Raw genomic sequence first — 18,148 nt, 5'->3', positions numbered from 1 at the left:
CTGACGGATACAGTGGGCCCGTGCGCCGATACCGGAATGTCCGATTCGTGGCGCTTGCATGCGCCGCGGCGGTGACGACGGTCGCGTGCGCCACCGCGGTGGTGGAAAACGATGCCACCATCTCGCCCGATGCGGATCAGGCGATGGTGCTGGCCGACGCTGGGGCCGCCTACCCCTTTGACGCGCCCATCGCTCTCGCGTCGTCGATCGTGTACACGCGAACGGGCAACCCGGACGGGACGGCCACCATCCCCGCGGCGGCTGGGGAAGAGGACGTCTCCGATCCGGACCACGTCGTGGGCAACGGAACGCCAGCGTCCTGTACCCCAGCGGCGCTCGCGTCCGCCGTACGAGGCGGCGGGGTCGTCGTGTTCGATTGCGGCCCCTCGCCAGTGACGATCACGCTGGATCGCACGCTCTACACGTGCAATACCCACAACTGCGCGCACCCGTGGCAAGGCGGCGTGCCGGTCCAGAAGATGGTGCTCGACGGTGGGGGCCAGATCACGCTCAGCGGAAACGACGAACGCGGAATCTTCTACGCAAACGCGTGCGAGGAGGAGTTCGGCTGGCTCAGCTCGAACTGCAACAACGAGACCACGCCGCTGATCGTCTTCCAAAACATCACCCTGACCGAAGGAAACGCCACGAACGGCCCTGCCGGGTTCGACGGCGTCGGCGGCGGAGGAGGCGGGGGCGCCATCGCGATGAGGGGCGGGCAGTTCAAGGCGGTCAATGTGGCCTTCACCGACAACCGATGCATTGCGCAGCACTCCGATGCCGGAGGCGGCGCGGTGCGGCTCACGCTGAGTGCGAGCACCCACTACATCGTGAACTCCACATTCGAGGGCAACGCTTGCGCCAACGGCGGCGCCATCTCAGGGCTTCACGCGTCGATCCAGGTGCTCAACTCGTTGCTGCTCGACAATCAAGCGACGGGCACTGGCGCGTCGTCCGGCCTTGGCGGCAACGGCGGCGGCATCTACGGCGACGGCAATGCCTTCCACTACCTCATCGACGGCACGGTCATCTCTGGGAACTACGCCGACGAGGGCGGTCCAGGGATCTTCTACGTCTCCAACAACCGCACCGGCACCCTCACCATCCGCAACTCGCAGCTCGTCGACAACACGGGCGAGGATTTCTACACGGCGCCCTACCGCGACATCTTCTTCTTGGGTGCGTCGATGTCGATCACCGGGTCCGTCGTCGAATAGCGGAAGCACTTGCTCACCGGTGAGTGAGCGCGATCCCCTAGAGTCGTCGCGTGGGGATGCCAGGGGACGTAGCGCACATGCGGTTCGCCCACCCGTTCCGCACCTACCAGAGCCTGATCCTCGATCGCATTGGGCACCGCCTCGACGCTCCCGAGGCGCGCGAGGTCTTCCACATCGTCTCTCCGCCCGGCTCTGGCAAGACCATTCTTGGCCTCGAGATGATTCATCGCCTCGGCGAGCGGGCGGTGATCTTCGCCCCCACCACCACGATCCAGCGTCAGTGGGCGGACAAGGCCAGGATGTTCTGCGCCGACGACGCCGAGCACGCCGAACTCGTCACCACCACGCCCGACGCGAGCGCGTCGATTTCCGCGCTGACCTACCAGATCATCTCGACGGTCGACACGGCATCTGACTCCCTCCGTGACGCCGCCAGGGCCCAGTGGGAGTTCGAACTGAGCGCCCATGACGGCGCTCCCGTCGGGGCGGTGCGGGAACGGCTCGACACGATGCGAGCGAACAACCCGAGTGCCTACGCCAAGGAGATCAGGCGCCGCATCGGCATCGTGCGCCGAAGGGCCTTGACGGAACCGGACTCGGACATCGGTGCGCTGCTGCACCCCAACGCGAGAGCCCTGGTCGACGCTCTGGTGAACTCCGGGGTGCGCACCGTGGTGCTCGATGAGTGCCACCACCTGCTCGACTACTGGGCGATCGTGCTCGCCTATCTCATCTCGCGCATCGACACACCACGCATCATCGGACTGACCGCGACCCTCCCCAGCCTTGAGGACGGCACGGAGTACGAGAACTACCACGGACTCCTCGGAGACGTCACGTACGAAGTGCCGACTCCTGCCGTGGTCAAGGAGGGCGACCTCGCGCCGTACAGAGACCTCGTTGCCTTCGTCGATCCCACTGACGATGAGGCAGAATTTCTCGAAACGGCGAGGTCTCAGTTTGCCGACGTTGTGACTGACATCGGCTCGCTGCCCTCCTTCAGATCGTGGCTTGTCGAGGGGCGCATGGCAAAGGGGCCGGATGCGCCGTCGCGGTGGAACTCGCTTCTGCGGGAGGACACGCCGCTCGCAGTAAGCGCCCTGCGGCACGCCCACCAAGCGGGACTCCCCGCAAGCCTCCCCGCCGGCCTCCCTATCCCGTACAGCGCGCGCCAAGAGCCCACTTTCGAGGATTCGCTCGCCGTCCTCGAGCGCTACGCGCTCGACTACCTCAAGATCAGTGCGGACCGCAGCGATCACAAGCGCCTCACCGAGCTCAAGCAATCGCTCGCCCCTTTCGGCTTGGGCCTCACGGAAGCGGGACTGCGGCAGCGTCGACCCATCGCAGAATCGGTGATGTCGTACTCGCTCGCCAAGACGCGTCAGGCCGCGGCGATCCTCGATGCCGAGGCGTCGGCGCTCGGCGATCGCTTCCGCGCGGTGGTGGTCACGGATTTCGAGAAGACGGGATCGATGTTCGCTGGCGACGCGAAGGGACCCCAACGCGGTAGCGCTCGGCGCGTGTTCACCGAACTCACTCAAGACCCTCGCAGTCACGACCTTGACCCCGTCTTGGTGACGGGCACGACGCTATGGATGGACGCAGACCACGGTCAACCGCTCATCGACTGGTTCAACACCTGGCTTGAGGGCCAAGTTCTCGAGGCGCGATGCCGGACAGTGCGGCACCCCTTGGCAACGGCCCTCGAGGTTCAGGCGGACGGCAGGGGGTGGTCGAGCGGAACCTACGTGCGCATGGTGACGGCCGCGTTTGAACAAGGAGTCATCAAGGTCTTGGTGGGCACCAGGGGGCTCTTCGCGGAGGGATGGGACGCCCTGTCCCTTGCCGTCATGATCGATCTCACCACTGCGGCGACCTCCACTTCCACTCAACAGCTCCGTGGGCGGGCGATCCGCCTCGATCCCACATGGCCGGACAAGGTGGCCCACAACTGGGACGTCGTGTGCCTGCCGCCCACGAAGAACCCGCCACAATCGTCGTTTGCGGACGTCCGTCGCCTTGCCAGGCGCCACCGCTCCGTATGGGGGATCACTCCCGACTATGGGGTGGCGCCTGAGCACGTTGGCAGGATCACCAGGGGACTCGTCCACGTCGATCCCCGATTGGACAACGCGCTCGCGCGGCTCTCGCCCAACGATGGGATGGCGCGCGTCCTCACCAACGCACACCGTGCTCGTCAGGCGATCCGGGACATCACCGCCGCGAGTTTCGCGCAAATCGCCCGGCGACCAGAAAGCCGCACCATGTGGCGCATCGGCGACCCCTACGACAACGACGCGAGCGTGGCCACCACCCTCACGAGGCCCAGCCTGCCGATGCGCTCGGTCCACAGCGTGTCCGCGACCCTGCGCAAGTTGCTGGCGGAGTTCAGGGGCTCGCTGGTGGGCATGGCCGCGCTCATCGCGACCGCCGTGTTCTCGCCGCAACTGCTCCGAGTCCAGGACGCGCGAATCGTCACTGCCGTGATCGCCGCTGGCGTTGTCGGGTGGACCGCGTATGCGGTGGTACGCGGCGTCAAGATCTACCGAACGCTCATGCGCGGCGACCATCCCGACTTGGTGCTCAAGGACATCGGCAGGACCATCACGCTGGCGCTCATCGAGCTGAGGCTCGTGAGCGTGCAGACCCAACCGGAAGACGTCATGGTGGTGGAGACGCCGTCGCTCAGCTTCGAGGTGAGGCTGGCGCGGGCGTCGTTCGACGACGCGACCCTGTTCGCGCGGTGCATGGCCGAGGCCCTCGCCCCCATCGACCGCCAGCGCTACGTCATTGGCCGCGACGTGTCCAAACTGCCCGCGGTGTGGTTGCGTCCGGCCTGGACGGTGCTGCGTCGCATTGCGGGCGCCGACGCCGGGGTCACCTTCCATGCCTTGCCTGAGGTTTTCGGGGCGCGCAAGGAGCGCGCGGTCGTGTACGCGCATCACTGGAACCGCAACGTGGGTGCTGGCGAACTGATCTACACGAAGACGCCTGCAGGCTTCGAGGCGCTCCTGGACATCAGGCAACGGCAGGCCCCCGAGTCTGCGGCGACGGTGTACGACATCTGGCGATGACGCCCGCGCGCCAGACTGCGCCTCCCCTAGGCCTTCGCTACGGTGACCGACTCGTCCCCGGCGGTCACCTCGAGCGACGTCGCCAGCACTTCGCCAGCGATGAGCTCGCGGTGAGTCTCGACAGCCGCCACTCGCTCGGCTGGCACCGTCAACGTCAGCGCGATCCGGTCGCCAACGTTAAGGCCCTCCGCCTTGCGCGTGTCCTGGATCGACCTGATGAGGTCACGCGCGTAGCCCTCTGCCTCCAACTCAGGGGTGAGCGCGGTGTCGAGCGCCACGAAGCCGCCAGACGGCAACACGGCCGCGACCACGGCGTCGTCTCCCCCGCCGCCGATGACGGTGGCGAGTTCGTACTCCCCCTCCTCCAGGGCGATGCCGCCTGACGTGACCACGCCATCCACTTCTGACCAGTCGCCCGTCTTGGAACCCTTGATGGCATCCTGGACGGCCTTGCCGATGCGCGGTCCCGCCGCGCGTGCGTTGACGGTGAGGCGAACCTCGACAGGGTTGGCCCTCTCGAAGGCCTCAACGGTCACGCTCACCACCGTCTTGACGTTGAGTTCTGACGCGATCAGCGCCACGTAGGGGCGCAGGGTCTCAGGCTCCGGCACCGCGACCTCTAGGGCCCCAAGCGGCTGGCGCACCCGAATCTGAGCCTTCTTGCGCACCGCGTGCGCCACCGATACGACCTCGCGCACCTGGTCCATCGCGCCGCCAAGCGTCGAGTCCGCCCACGCCGTGGGGGCGACGGGGTAGTCGGTGAGGTGCACGGAGCGCCCGCACGTGAGCCCTCGCCACACCTCCTCAGTGGTGAGCGGGAGCAGCGGCGCGGCGAGTCGGGTGACCGTTTCCAGCACGGTGTAGAGGGTGTCGAACGCGTCCGCGTCCTCATCCCAGAACCGGTCGCGCTGGGTCCGGACGTACCAGTTGGTCAGCAGGTCCATGTATTGCGCTAGGGCGTCGGACGCGCCGGGGACGTCGAACTCCTCCATCTGCGCCGTCACGGTCTCCACCAGTTCGGCCGTCTTGGCCAGCGCGTAGCGATCCATGACCGGCAGCGAGGCGACCCTGGCGTCGTCAATGGCCTTGCCGAGCACGCCAGCGCCGCCGTTTGCCGCGCCCGCGTACAGCGTGAAGAAGTAGTACGTGGACCACAGCGGCAGCATCACCTCGCGGACGCCCTCGCGGATGCCCTCCTCCGTGACCATGAGGTTGCCGCCGCGCAGGATCGGCGAAGACATGAGGAACCAGCGCATCGCGTCTGAACCGTCGCGGTGGAACACGTCGTTGACGTCCGGGTAGTTGCGCAGCGACTTGGACATCTTGCGGCCATCGCTTCCCAGCACGATGCCGTGACTGACGCACGTGGAGAAGCTGGGCCGGTCGAAGATCGCGGTGGCGAGCACGTGCAGCGTGTAGAACCAGCCGCGGGTCTGCCCGATGTACTCCACGATGAAGTCGCCTGGGTAGTGAGACTCGAACCACTCCTCGTTCTCGAACGGGTAGTGCACCTGCGCGAAGGGCATCGACCCGGAGTCGAACCACACGTCCAGCACGTCGGAGATGCGGCGCATGGTCGACGCGCCGGAGGGGTCGTCGGGGTTGGGCCTGGTGAGATCGTCGATGTACGGCCTGTGAAGGTCCGGCTCCCCTGCCTCGTTCAGCGGCAGCCTGCCAAAGTCGCGTTGGAGCTCCTCAAGCGAGCCGTACACGTCCACCCGGGGGTGCTCAGGGTCGTCGCTCACCCAGACGGGGATGGGCGTGCCCCAGTACCTGTTGCGACTGATGGACCAGTCGCGCGCACCCTCGAGCCACTTGCCGAACTGGCCGTCCTTGATGTGCTCGGGTACCCAGGTGATCTGCTGGTTGAGCTCGACCATCCGGTCGCGGAACTCGGTGACTCGCACAAACCAGGAGCCGATGGCGCGGTAGATGAGCGGGTTGCGGCACCTCCAGCAGTGTGGGTAGCTGTGGTTGTAGGTCTCGTGGCGCAGCACCGTTCCTGCGGCCTTGAGGTCGCGGATGATGTTCGGGTTGGCGTCGAACACCTGCTGGTCTTCATAGTCAGGCACCTCACTGGTGAAGCGCCCCTTGGAGTCGATAGGGATGACTGGCTCGATGTCCGCCTGGGCACACACCGCCATGTCGTCCTCACCAAAGGCGGGTGCAAGGTGAACGATGCCGGTGCCGTCCTCCGTCGACACGAAGTCGGCCTCAAGGATGCGGTGCGCGTTCTCCCGCCCAGCAAAGTAGTCGAAGGGCGGCTCGTACCGCAGCCCGGCGAGGTCGGAACCCTTGACCGTCGCCACCACCCTGACGTCGTCCCCCAATTCGCGCGCGTACGCGCCCACGCGGCCGGTCGCGAGCACCATCCGTTGTCCGATGAACGGGCCTTCCACCGGAACCACCACCGAATACTCGATGTCCGGACCCACCGCCGCAGCAAGGTTGGACGGCAGCGTCCACGGCGTCGTCGTCCATACGAGCACGGAGGCGCCCGCGAGGCTGCCTGGCGCGTCGACCAATGGAAGCAGCACCGTCAGCGCGGGGTCCTGGCGGTCCGCGTACACGTCGTCGTCCATCCGCAACTCGTGGTTGCTCAGGGGCGTCTCATCGCGCCAGCAATACGGCAACACTCGGTAGCCCTCGTAGGCGAGCCCCTTGTCGTAGAGCTGCTTGAAGCCCCAGATCACTGACTCCATGAAGGTGACGTCGAGCGTCTTGTAGTCGTTGTCGAAGTCCACCCAGCGGGCCTGGCGCGTGACGTACGCCTCCCACTCGTCGGTGTACTTCAGCACCGAGTCGCGGCACGCCTTGTTGAACGCGGCGATCCCCATCTCGTCGATCTGGGACTTGTCGGTGATGCCCAAGATGCGCTCGGCCTCGAGCTCTGCAGGAAGGCCGTGCGTGTCCCAGCCAAACCGGCGTTCCACCTTCTTGCCCCGCATCGTCTCGAAGCGAGGCACCACGTCCTTGGCGTAGCCAGTCAGCAGGTGCCCGTAGTGCGGCAGACCGTTCGCGAAGGGCGGGCCGTCGTAGAAGACAAATTCCTCAGCGTCGTCGCGATTGTCAATTGACGCCTGAAACGTGCCGTCGGCCTTCCAGTACGCGAGCACGTCCTCCTCGAGGGAGGGGAAGCTGGGAGAAGAAGAGACCTCTCCAGCGGGACGATGCAGGGGGTAGCGGGCGTCGCTCACGGTGATTCCTTTGGTGAAGCAGGCATTGGCGGTACGGGCATCAGGTCAACTCATGCGAGGACGCTCCGACCCGAGGGACAATGTCCTCAAGGAACCTTGCGCGGTACCACCTCGCTTGCCTGCCTCCCCTCGCGGGACGGCCGACCACTCATGCCCCTGCTTTCACAAGGACGCCGCTGTGACGGGCTGCCCGTGCGGTTCTACTGAGGCTGACGCCCGTTCTTCCGCAAGCTCACCGGTGATCGCCGGGTCGACGCTGTTGTCACGCATCTTACCGGGCGCTCAGAGCGCTCGCGAGCGACACTAGGGGCGAAAGGAGATCATCATGCTCGGATCCAGCAAGGCCATTGGCTCGTTCTCGACAGACTCCGTAGAACGCGCGGCCGCTTTCTACGGCGACATGCTCGGCATTGAGACGTCAATCATCGATGCGGGCGCACCGCTCCTCCAGCTCACCTTTCCGCACGGTGCCACGTTCATGGTCTACGAGAAGGAGGATCACACCCCCGCTTCGCACACAGTCCTGATGTTCCCCGTCGCGGATGTGAGTGCCACCGCGCGGCGTCTCGCCGAGGCGGGCGTCCCGCTCGAGCGGCTGCCCTTCACCGCAGACGACGGCGTGGCGCGGGACCCGTCCGGCACCATGCCAGATGTCGCGTGGTTCAAGGACCCGGCGGGCAACTGGCTGAGCCTCCTCGCCTCTGACGTCTGAGTCGTCGAAGGTGGACCATGACCGCCGCAGTTGTCACCGGGGCGGGTTCGATCTAGCGTGATCGGCATGGTGAGAAGCACCGCTCAACGATTGCGACCCGCTCTTGCGTGCGCGGCCGCCCTCGCGCTGACGTCGGCGTGCACCTCCACCACGCCCGACGATTCCTCGCCACACGCTTCCGATCAGCCCCCCATCTCCGCAAACGGGGCGGTGCCAACTCCACCAAGTGACGCGCCTCAGGTGATCGGCGGGGTCGCAGAGGTCACTGTGACCAGTCAGCGCGATGTCGCCACCGGGCTCGACGTGCCCTGGGCGATCGCCTTCACACCTGACGGGGACGCGCTGGTGAGCGAGCGCGACGCCGGCCGCATTCTGCGCATCGGACAGGACGGCGCCACCTCCGCCCTCACGGGAGCTGGCGCCCAAGACCTCGCGTCGGCGAACGACCCCCAAGGCGAGGCGGGTCTGCTGGGCCTCGCGCTACACCCAGACGATCCCTCCGTGCTGTATGCCTACCAGACTCGGCCGGACGGCAATGCGGTGCTACGCATGTCGCTCAACGGCAACTCTTTGAGCGCACCCACCGTCATCCTCGACGGCATCCCGAAGGCGCGCAATCACGATGGAGGGAGGCTCGCCTTCGGCCCGGACGGCTACCTGTACGTCTCGACGGGCGACGCGGGCAACGCGGACCTCGCACAGGACAAGGGCTCTCTCGCCGGCAAGATTCTGCGCATCGTCGCCGACGGTGGCGCAGGGGACGGGCTGGCCGCACCGGGGAATCCCTTCGGTACCCTCGTGTGGACGTACGGACACCGCAACGTTCAGGGAATGGGTTGGGTTGCGGACGGGCGCATGTACGCCTCCGAGTTCGGCCAGAACTCTACTGACGAGATCAACCTCATCGAACCCGGTCGCAACTACGGGTGGCCCATAGTCGAGGCGCGCGACGGCGCGCCAGAAGGCACGGAACTGGGCGAGACGGTCGACGGCCTGACGTACCCAGTGGTCGAGTGGGCGACAGACGACGCGTCACCCTCTGGGATGGCCGTGACCGTCGAGGGCCTCTATGTGGGGGCGTTGCGCGGCGAACGCGTGTGGCGGGTTCCGCTCACTGGGGAGGGTGTCGCGACCCCGCACGTCCTGCTCGACGGGCTGGGGCGCATCCGCAACGTCGCGGTCGGCGCAGACGGCGAGTTGTACCTCCTCACCGGCAACACCGACGGACGGGGGGACGTTCGCGACGGCGATGATCGCCTACTTCGCGTGACGATCTCGCCATAGAGTTTGGGGTCAGTCGGCGAGCTTGAAGTCGAGCCTCACCTGACGGTGGGAGACGCGGCGCTCCTGAGCGGGGTCCGTCAGGTACGTCTCGAGTCGGGCCGTGAAGGTGTTGCCGGTGTCGTCCCTGAGCCGCTCGATCTCGAGCCCCTGGGCGGCACACCATTGCGTCAACACCCTGTTGGCCTTGATCCCGTGGTTCATGTAGGTGAGAGTCGCGTAACGCCCGGCTGGCACCGTGTCGGCAACGATGCGCGGCTCCCCCGCCGCCTCTACCGCCGCGAGTGCCGCCTCCTCGCTCACCACGGGGACCGCCGCAGACACGGTGGCCCGGTCGGACAGGTCGATCACGTGCAGGCGCAGGAACGCCGGGCCGCCGACGTCGACGGGGTGACCTTGCAGCCACCGTTGGAGCTCCGTGCGCATCGCAGCCGTGTGCGTGGCGAGTCCCCTGAAGGGAACACGATCCTTGAACGCCACGTACGGCACCTGCGGACGCTCCACCACTTCCGGATCAGACACGATCTTCATGAGGAGAGTCAATCATTTCTTGGGATGCGTCACAGCACCCGCGCGGGTCGGAGCCCCGCCCTCTAGCGGATTCGGCCGCGCGTGCCTAGGCTCGCGGCCATGCAAGGAATGCGAAGCCGCCTCACGGGGCCAGATGCCCTCACCGTGGCGCGCATTCCGCTCGCCTTCGCGCTCGTCGCTATGGCGCCCCATCGCGGTGTCGCGCTCGCCCTCTTCACGGCGGGCTGCGCGACGGATGTCGCCGACGGGTGGTGGGCCCGGCGCAGTGGCACCGCGAGCGAACGCGGCGCCCGCCTCGACTCCGTGGCCGACACTGTCTTCTTCGCGGCCGCCGCGTTTGTGGTCCTCACCACCGTGGAGCTTCCGCTCGTACCCGCCCTGGCTGCAGGTGCCGGGATCGTCGCGGCCACCCGTGCGGCGAACCTGGCGGTCACGAGGCGTCGTTTTCGCCGATGGTCCGTCATGCATACCGACCTCAACCGGGCATCGGGCGCGGCCCTTGCGGTCGTTGCCGCCATCGGGCTCACACAGGGCCAGTTGTCCTTGCCAGTGCTGCTGGCGGTCATCGTGATCGCCCAACTCGCCGCCACGGAGGAGTTGACGATCGTGAGCACCTCACCCTCCTACCACCCGGACAACAGGGGCCTGCTCAGGGCAACAATTGCGCGTGCCATTCGTTGAGCCAACAAGGGCCTTATGATCGAGGCCCTGCGCTAGGAACACCCGAGTGCGCCTGTCCGCGCGAGCGGGCCCCACCGCCACATCTGTCACTTGCACCACGCTTGGAAGTACGCGCTTGTCCGACACCCTTGGGCCGATCGTCCACGACGATCCCGACCCCACGAGAGAGTTGCCCCTGGTGACCGACTCGGACACATTCGGCGTCTCCATGAACGATGACATTGAGCCACAGGAAGACGTCACCACGGCGTCGATGCCGATCATCGCGAGCGCCAGCGCGGTCGTGGTGGACGACGCCGACGCTGGCACTCGGTCTATCGAGGCGATCGCGTTGTCGCCACGCCACGCCAAGGTGGCGCTGGCAACCCTTGCGACCGGCGCCTTCGCAATGGGCGCCAACGAAGCGTCAATCGTGGCGTTGAGTCAGTCGATCGCTTCGGGGCTTGCTGTACCCATTGCGTCGATCGGCCTGCTGGTGACAGTCTTCGCGCTGACTGTGGTGATGGCCGCTACTCCCTTGACGTTGCTGGCCTCCAAGGTCAGCAAGAGAGTCACGCTCTCCGTCACGCTGGGCGTGTGGACCGTGGGGGTCATCGTTGCCGCGTCTTCGCAAAGCCTGATCCAGTTGGCTGGCGGCCGCATCATCTCCGCCGCAGCGCACGCGCTGTTTTGGGCGGTGGTGGCTCCCGCCGCCGCCAGTCTGTTCGCGCCCCATCTGCGCGCTCGCACCGTGACGCGCGTCATGGTGGGCTCTGCCGCGGCGGGAGTCGTAGGCACGCCGCTTGTGACGCTCACGGGCACGACGTTCAGTTGGCAGGCTCCGTACTGGGGTCTGGCAATACTCGGGGTGCTGCTCACCGTCGCTCTGAGCCTGGCACTGCCTCGCGAAACGCGCCGCGTGGGAGGCCACCACACGCCTCACACGCGCGGCGACATTCCGTCTCGTCGGATGTTTGTCAAGGTCCTGGCCGTGGCGTTTACCGCCACTGTTGGCATGAGCGTCAGCTGGACCTATATCGTCCCCTTCTTCACCCGCGAGGCGGGCATCAGCTCGGCGTACATTCCCCTGCTCTTTGCCTTGGGAGGCGTTGTTGCCGTCGCGACCACGCTCGCCGTGACGCCGCTGCTTGCGCGCAATGTCGTCCATGCGGTCAGGGTGGGTCTGGCGATGCTTGTCGGGGCCTGGGGCCTCCTCGCGCTCGCGACCCCATGGTCGGCGATCGCGGCACAAGTGCTGCAGGCGGCCGGTTGGGCGGCGTTGCTTGCGGCACTCCTGAACTGGGCCATGCGGCACACGCCGTGGCGCACTGATCTAGGAGCGAGCATGTACACCGCCGCGGTGAACTTCGGGGTGGCGGGAGGGCCTGTCGTCGGCGCCACCATCGTGGCCACGTGGGGCACAAGGGCGTTGCCAGTGGCCTCGCTTGCCATCACCATGATTGCGGGGGCCATCACCACCACCGTGGACGCCGACACGCTGCGGCGACTCAGGGTTCCACGGCGACTGCGCGTGGCCGTTCAGGCGCGTTTCGCGTTGCGGGAACGACGCCAGGCGTGGGCGCGGCGCACCAGGCCGACGGCGCTCAGACCGCGCGGCCGCGCCGTCGCTTTCACACAGGGTGCGGCGAAGGCTCGCAGTGCGCTTCGTCATCGCAAAGGACGCCTCCGCCACTGAGCGCCAGTCCGTAAGGCGCGCTGGGCCACGACGATCCGTCCCGCGGCCGCGACACCGACGCGATTCACCAGCTCGTGGGCTCGTCCTCGCCGCGGTCCCTGGTCGCATCGGACGGCGCAGGAATTGTCGCGAACGTCACGACCATGGTGACCGCCTCGTCGTGCGTCTCTTGGGCGCTCGCCCGGTCGAAACTCGTCTCGAGGCGCGCGGTGAACTCTGCGAGTTGCTCGCGGTTCAGGTGCAGGACCTCGCGTCGCAGGTGAGCCTGATGGGGTTCCCAGTCGGGGCAGGCGGCCCATTGCGCCGCGTCCACCGACAGCGATCGCGCGAGCGTGTCTGCGGCGGCGACAAAGCCATGCGCGGTGGCCGTGGAGTGCTCCGAGTCGGGTGCGTCGACCACGCGATACACGCGCTCCATGGCACCGCCGCGTTGGCGACGCTCCACGACGGCGATGATCCCGGCATCAACAAGGCGGGCGATGGCCCTGTACAGCGAGGCCTGTGCCACGTCTGGCAAGCTCTTGGAGAGTTGCTTGGTGGTGAGATCTTCGGAGCCCATGGCAAGGACAACCCGCATCCTGACCGGATGCAGTAGCACTTGCGCTTGGAGGCTCCCCACAATTCGTATTGTAGGGAAGTGACACCTACCCCTGGTGCCGATTGTGGATTATCGTTCATACTCACATCTGATAACGGCGCGTTTTCGGTTCGCGCCCTCACCAGTGGCGCGCGTTAGCGACGCCGTCCCACGCCGGGAATGAACTTGCCGGTGCGCGCGGCGTAGGAGGAGTAACCGTCGTATGTGCTGACGAGGAGTCCCTCTTCAAGCCGCGTCTTCGCGTCGAAGAAGGCCGCCAGGATCCCGGTCACGACCCACACGGCGAGGCTTCCTCGCGCAGTCGCCACCCCCGCGCATCCGACCAGCACCGAGGTGTACATCGGGTGCCGTACCCAGCGGTACACCCCGCGGGCCGTCATACCTGTGCCGTTGGGGTGAGGCAGCGGGGTGAGCGCGCGACCCAAGTGGAGAGCGGAGGCCGCGGCACCGACGGCGCTCAGCAGGATCAATGCAGCGCCGACCTCACGCGCAGCGGGCACCTGTGGTCCCCACGACGACGGCCAGAGGGCCACTGCGAGGAACAACACCCCCTGGGTGGCGACCAGAAACCATCCCCATGCCCTGGACGTGAAGCGCCGCGCTGAGTCAGCCATGAGGTCAGGCTACCGAGCGCTCGACACGCGTGAACACTCCACGGCAACGGTCGCGCTCGACAGTTTCGAGGCGCACACTGGAGTTGTGGCCGAGATCTTGCTATTTCATCACGCGCAGGGCCTGACCGAGGGGCTGTGCCTCCTCGTCGACCGCCTGCGCGCGGCCGGTCATACGGTGCACGCTCCCGACATGTTCGGTGGCAAAGTCTTCCCTCACCTCGACGACGGCGTCGCGCACGCGGGCCGTATCGGCCACGATGCGATAGAAGACATTGCCCGCCGAGCCGCCCTTCACCATCCCTCCGCCGACACGGTCATGGGGTTCGCGCTCGGAACCTTTCCTGCCCAGTTGCTCGCCCAAGAGTGGCGCCGCATCCGCCACTGCGTCTTGGTGGGCGGGGCCATGCCGCCGGAAGAGATCGGGGGCGAATGGCGGCACAACGTGAGACTCAGCATCCATGTCGCCGATCCCGACGACTGGGTCCCCGCCTCCGAATTGGCGCCCTTGCTGCTGCACGCGCCAGAGGCGCACGTGCACCGCTACGCCGGCAAGCGGCACATGTTTGTTGACCCCTCGAGCGCCGACTACGACGCGGATGCGGCAGACCTGTTCGAGGAACGCGTGATGGAGTGGCTCGACGCCGTTCCGCATCGCCAGCCGTAGCAACCCCATCCATGGGGTCGACCGCCCCGAACACCAGTCATGCTCACCCTGACCGTCGTCGGCATCGTGTCCGGCCTCATCACCGCCATCAGCCCGTGCGTGCTCCCCGTGCTGCCCGCCATCCTGACGTCATCCATTCAAGAGGGGGCGCGATCCCGTCGGCGACCGTTGGTGGTGGTCGGAGGGCTCGTCACGAGTTTCGCTGTGTTCACCTTGCTCGGCGGCATCCTGTTGTCAAGCCTCGGGCTTCCTGCCGACGTCCTCAGGTGGGCCGGGATCGTGACGCTCGCGATCGTCGGCGTGGGATTGGCCGTGCCGGCGGTGGGCCACATCCTGGAGCGCCCGTTCCAGGGCACCAGGCTTCCTCAACTGAACAGGGACGGCAACGGCTTTGTCATGGGCCTGGCTCTAGGCCTCGTCTTCGTTCCCTGCGCCGGGCCGATACTGGCCTCGATCACCGTATTGGCCGCGACCAACGGGCTCAGCTGGGGACTCGTGGCGCTGACCGTGGCCTTCTCCGTTGGCATCGCCATCCCGCTGCTCGCATTCGGCGTGGCCGGCCAGAGCATCGGCTCACGCATCAGAGCCGTGCGCGAGCGCCTGCAGGCGATCCGCGTCGCATCGGGTGTGGTTCTCATCCTTACTTCGGTGGTCATCGCCACCAACATCGCTGAGCCACTGCAGCGCATCGTGCCTGGCACGCTCGCCGAGATCCAAGAGCGGATCGAGAACAACAACGGTGTGCGCGGCGAATTGGACACCCTCACGGGCAGGGAGGACCAGCCCGCGGCCCCGGCCGGCCAGCTGTCGTTCGACGACTGCGAGGAGCAGACCTCCGACCGTCTGGCCAATTGCGGCCCAGCCCGCGAGTTCGTAGGGATCGAGGAATGGCTCAACACGGAGGGAGGAGAGGCGCTCAGCCTCAAGGACCTCGAGGGTGAGGTGGTGTTGCTCGACTTCTGGACCTACTCGTGCATCAACTGCCAGCGCACCTTCCCGTATCTCACCGCCTGGGACGAGCGGTACCGCGACGACGGGCTGACGATCATTGGCGTGCACTCCCCAGAGTTCACCTTCGAGAAGGTGGTCTCCAATGTCGACGACGCCGCTGATCGCTACGGCATCGAGTACCCGATCGCCATCGACAACAACTTCGAGACATGGCGGGCCTGGGACCAGCGGTTCTGGCCAGCCCACTACCTGATCGACCAGACGGGAACGGTGCGCCAGGTGCACTACGGCGAGGGTGGCTACGAGGACACCGAGCGCCTCATTCAAGAGTTGCTCGACACCCCGGCGCAGGACCTCGTCGAGGCGGATCCGGGCAATCACACTCAGGGTCGAACCCCCGAGTTGTACCTGGGATGGCAGCGACTGGCGTACGCCCAGAACGATGGGGTCGCCACGGATGAGCGAGCGACGTACGACGGTACCCCCACGCCAGAGCTCCACCATTTCTCCTACGACGGCACCTGGACCATCGAAGGCGAGAGGGCCATCGCCGGCCCCGACGCGCGCCTCAACCTGCGCTTCTACGCGGCGGACGTCCACCTGGTGCTCGCTGGCATCGGCGAGGTCACGGTCACCCTTTCATCCGAACCAGACGTCACCCGCACCGTGCGCGTGGACGGCACGTCCGACCTGTATGACCTGTACGAGGGAGTACCAGTGGAGGATGTCATGACGCTTGAGTTCTCCGAAGGGGTCGAGGCCTACGCCTTCACCTTTGGCTGATCCCATCCAGCACAGCAGTCGCCTCGAATCACCCCCGTGGGGACACACCCCATCACCCCCACACCTGGAGGAATCATGAAGACATCACGAATGCTCGCGGCCCCAGCCACCATCGCGCTCACGGCGGCCCTGTTGGCTGGCTGCGGAGATCCCAACGACGACTCGTCTGAAGAGCCAGCCATGTCGGAAGACGCGATGATGTCGGAAGACGCCATGATGGAAGACGAAGGGTAGACCCCGCCTTCCGCTCAAGGAGACCCTGTGAACTCGCAACGGCACCTGAGGGTGGTCGGCGACGCGGCGGCACCCGCCGCGTCGCCGACGGCCCCCGCCGAGGGCGCGCTCAGCCGTTCAGCCGTCATCGGCCAACTGTTGGTGCGCGTCGGCCGGGGCGACGAGTCGGCCTTCGACGAGTTGTATACCGCGACAGCGGCTTCCGTCTTTGGTGTCGCGCTGCGGGTAGTCCGCGACCGCGCTATCGCGGAGGAGGTCGCCCAAGACGTGTTGGTCGAGGTGTGGCGGCGCGCAGCCAGGTATCGCCCAGAGGCAGGCAGCGGGCGCACCTGGATTCTCACGATGGCGCACCGTCGCGCGATCGACAGGGTGCGATCCGAGCAGGCACACACTGACCGACTTCGGGCCCACGGCTCCACGATCACAGGCAGCCACGACGAACCCGACACGGTGGTCGACATGGCGCATCGGGAGTGGGAGGTACGGCGCGTCCGCGAAGGGCTTGCTCTCCTGACGGAACGGCAGCGAGAGGCCCTTGACCTCGCATTTGCGAAAGGCTTCACCCATCGCGAGGTGGCCGCCTCGCTCGGCATTCCTCTGGGCACGGCCAAGGCCCGCATCAGGGACGGACTCATCAAGCTTCGCGACGCCTGGGAGGAGGAGCGATGAACGACACCATTGACGATCCGCATTCGCTGCTCGGCCCCTACGTCGTTGGCGCTGTCGACGAGGTTGACCGTCAGTTGTTCGAGAATCACCTGCGCGGATGCACCGAATGCCGCGAGGAGTGTGCGCGCATGTCCGACGCCGTAGCCACCTTGGTCGACGCAGAGGCGGTCGCTCCCCCGGCGACGCTACGCGCCGCGGTGATGGGTAGGGCCGCCCAGACGGCACAGCTGCCACCCACCGTCGTTGGCGACGCCGGCTCTCACGGACCGCGCAAGCGACGCCGCTGGCCGCTCGTCGGCGCTGCAGCCGCAGCGGTGATTGCTGTGACGGGCATCGGCGCCGTCCTCGCCACCGCAGACGACGCTCCCGACGCGTCGGCACTCGAGCGCGAGGTCATGATGGTGTCATCGGCGCCCGACGCACACACCATGGAACTCAGCCTGGGCTCCTCCCATCTGGTGATGAGCGAGCGGATGGGCGGCGTGGCGCTCATGGGGCTCGATGCGCCCGCGCCCGCAGAAGGCATGGAGTATCAGCTGTGGCTCGTGCTTGACGACGGCCAGATGATGGCTGGCCCCACCTTCATGCCGGACGCCGATGGCAAGTTCATGGCCATGATGCACACGGACTTCAAGGACGTCACTGAGTTCGAGATCACGGAGGAACCGCGGGGCGGCTCGGCCGTACCCACGGGCGAGATGGTCGCTGCTGTCAGCCTCTAGGACTGCGGCGCGGGGCCAGCGGAAGTGCCCCAGCGGACGCTGAGCGGCAGGTCAAACGGCGGCGGCGCGTCTGGGCCCTCGCAGGCGAGGGTCACCCACCGCGCGATCAGGCGACCCTTCTCGGTGCCGTCCTGGACCACGCTCGTGAGGTCCAGCGCGGCAAACACCCCCTCCGTCAACCCGTCGAAGCCCGTGATCGAGACGTCTTGCGGAACGCGCATTCCCAGATCCCTCGCGGCGTCCCACACGCCCCACGCGTACACGTCTGCTTGACAGACGATCGCCGTCGGGCGTTCGGCTGGCGGGAGTGACAGCAGCTTCTTTCCCGCCTCGTAGGCGTGCTCTCGCGTGACGATCGGACACACCGCAATCTGCGAGGGCGTCAGGCCCACGCTTGCGAACGCCTCGAGCCTCGCGCGAGGCACCCGTTGCGGAACGCTTGCGGGCAGGCCCGCCATGAGGTCCTTGGCTGCCGCGCCATCCAGAAAGTCGGACTGCGAGTGGTCGAGGGAGGGAGGGAGGGTCACGGTGGCGATGCGTTGGTG

The 18,148-nt window shown here is 66.8% G+C and carries 16 protein-coding genes; 11 read left to right on the top strand and 5 right to left on the bottom strand.

The features are described from left to right. Positions 1 to 20 precede the first annotated feature (20 nt). Complete coding sequence (locus QZZ33_RS11125; protein ID WP_291380086.1) at positions 21 to 1,217, top strand: hypothetical protein; 1,197 nt, start codon at positions 21 to 23, stop codon at positions 1,215 to 1,217. A gap of 56 nt (positions 1,218 to 1,273) precedes the next feature. After that, positions 1,274 to 4,291 carry a DEAD/DEAH box helicase family protein gene (locus QZZ33_RS11120; protein WP_291380111.1) on the top strand — a complete coding sequence of 1,006 codons (3,018 nt, stop codon included), beginning with the start codon at positions 1,274 to 1,276 and terminating at the stop codon, positions 4,289 to 4,291. Between the two features lie 26 nt (positions 4,292 to 4,317). On the opposite strand, the gene ileS is transcribed toward QZZ33_RS11120, so the two are convergent. Then, entirely contained in the window at positions 4,318 to 7,488 is a 3,171-nt protein-coding gene (gene ileS, locus QZZ33_RS11115; RefSeq protein WP_291380085.1) for an isoleucine--tRNA ligase, read from the bottom strand. Positions 7,489 to 7,813: 325 nt separating this feature from the next. Between ileS and QZZ33_RS11110 the strand changes: the two genes are divergently transcribed. Beyond that, entirely contained in the window at positions 7,814 to 8,200 is a 387-nt protein-coding gene (locus QZZ33_RS11110) for a VOC family protein (RefSeq protein WP_291380084.1), read from the top strand. A 66-nt stretch (positions 8,201 to 8,266) separates the two neighbouring features. Beyond that, positions 8,267 to 9,484 (top strand): PQQ-dependent sugar dehydrogenase, encoded by a 1,218-nt coding sequence (locus QZZ33_RS11105; RefSeq protein WP_291380083.1) that lies wholly within the window; start codon positions 8,267 to 8,269, stop codon positions 9,482 to 9,484. Positions 9,485 to 9,493: 9 nt separating this feature from the next. On the opposite strand, the gene QZZ33_RS11100 is transcribed toward QZZ33_RS11105, so the two are convergent. Next, the gene (locus tag QZZ33_RS11100) at positions 9,494 to 10,012 is read right to left on the bottom strand and encodes a hypothetical protein (protein WP_291380082.1); all 519 of its coding nucleotides are present in this window, start codon (positions 10,010 to 10,012) and stop codon (positions 9,494 to 9,496) included. Between the two features lie 99 nt (positions 10,013 to 10,111). Between QZZ33_RS11100 and QZZ33_RS11095 the strand changes: the two genes are divergently transcribed. After that, complete coding sequence (locus QZZ33_RS11095) at positions 10,112 to 10,693, top strand: CDP-alcohol phosphatidyltransferase family protein (protein WP_291380081.1); 582 nt, start codon at positions 10,112 to 10,114, stop codon at positions 10,691 to 10,693. A gap of 115 nt (positions 10,694 to 10,808) precedes the next feature. Next, positions 10,809 to 12,368 (top strand): MFS transporter, encoded by a 1,560-nt coding sequence (locus QZZ33_RS11090; RefSeq protein WP_291380080.1) that lies wholly within the window; start codon positions 10,809 to 10,811, stop codon positions 12,366 to 12,368. A gap of 64 nt (positions 12,369 to 12,432) precedes the next feature. Here QZZ33_RS11090 and QZZ33_RS11085 read toward each other — a convergent pair whose 3' ends face one another. Then, positions 12,433 to 12,987 (bottom strand): helix-turn-helix domain-containing protein, encoded by a 555-nt coding sequence (locus QZZ33_RS11085; protein ID WP_291380079.1) that lies wholly within the window; start codon positions 12,985 to 12,987, stop codon positions 12,433 to 12,435. Between the two features lie 113 nt (positions 12,988 to 13,100). Then, a complete protein-coding gene (locus QZZ33_RS11080) occupies positions 13,101 to 13,580 on the bottom strand; it encodes an isoprenylcysteine carboxylmethyltransferase family protein (protein ID WP_291380078.1) in 480 nt (159 codons plus the stop codon). Here QZZ33_RS11080 and QZZ33_RS11075 point away from each other — a divergent pair. The 5 genes from QZZ33_RS11075 to QZZ33_RS11055 all read left to right on the top strand — a co-directional run bounded on the left by QZZ33_RS11075 (position 13,579) and on the right by QZZ33_RS11055 (position 17,603). Further along, positions 13,579 to 14,244, top strand: a complete 666-nt coding sequence (locus QZZ33_RS11075) for a dienelactone hydrolase family protein (RefSeq protein WP_291380077.1) — start codon at positions 13,579 to 13,581, stop codon at positions 14,242 to 14,244. The genes QZZ33_RS11080 and QZZ33_RS11075 overlap by 2 nt on opposite strands. Before the next feature lie 39 nt (positions 14,245 to 14,283). Beyond that, positions 14,284 to 15,978 (top strand): cytochrome c biogenesis protein DipZ, encoded by a 1,695-nt coding sequence (locus tag QZZ33_RS11070; RefSeq protein WP_291380076.1) that lies wholly within the window; start codon positions 14,284 to 14,286, stop codon positions 15,976 to 15,978. A gap of 75 nt (positions 15,979 to 16,053) precedes the next feature. Then, a complete protein-coding gene (locus QZZ33_RS11065; RefSeq protein ID WP_291380075.1) occupies positions 16,054 to 16,212 on the top strand; it encodes a hypothetical protein in 159 nt (52 codons plus the stop codon). A gap of 27 nt (positions 16,213 to 16,239) precedes the next feature. Then, positions 16,240 to 16,881, top strand: a complete 642-nt coding sequence (locus QZZ33_RS11060) for a sigma-70 family RNA polymerase sigma factor (protein WP_291380074.1) — start codon at positions 16,240 to 16,242, stop codon at positions 16,879 to 16,881. Next, positions 16,878 to 17,603 (top strand): anti-sigma factor, encoded by a 726-nt coding sequence (locus tag QZZ33_RS11055; RefSeq protein ID WP_291380073.1) that lies wholly within the window; start codon positions 16,878 to 16,880, stop codon positions 17,601 to 17,603. The genes QZZ33_RS11060 and QZZ33_RS11055 overlap by 4 nt, the downstream gene beginning before the upstream one ends. Here the strand turns inward: QZZ33_RS11055 and QZZ33_RS11050 are convergent. Then, positions 17,600 to 18,148 (bottom strand): substrate-binding domain-containing protein (locus QZZ33_RS11050; protein WP_291380072.1); only part of this gene is annotated, 549 nt, incomplete at its 5' end. The two genes, QZZ33_RS11055 and QZZ33_RS11050, sit on opposite strands and share 4 nt — an antisense overlap.

Origin of the sequence: Demequina sp., assembly GCF_016278775.1 — a bacterium.
Classification (GTDB): domain Bacteria; phylum Actinomycetota; class Actinomycetes; order Actinomycetales; family Demequinaceae; genus Demequina.
Note: the sequence above shows the minus strand (reverse complement) of the source record. Positions and strands in the feature narration are given on the sequence as shown.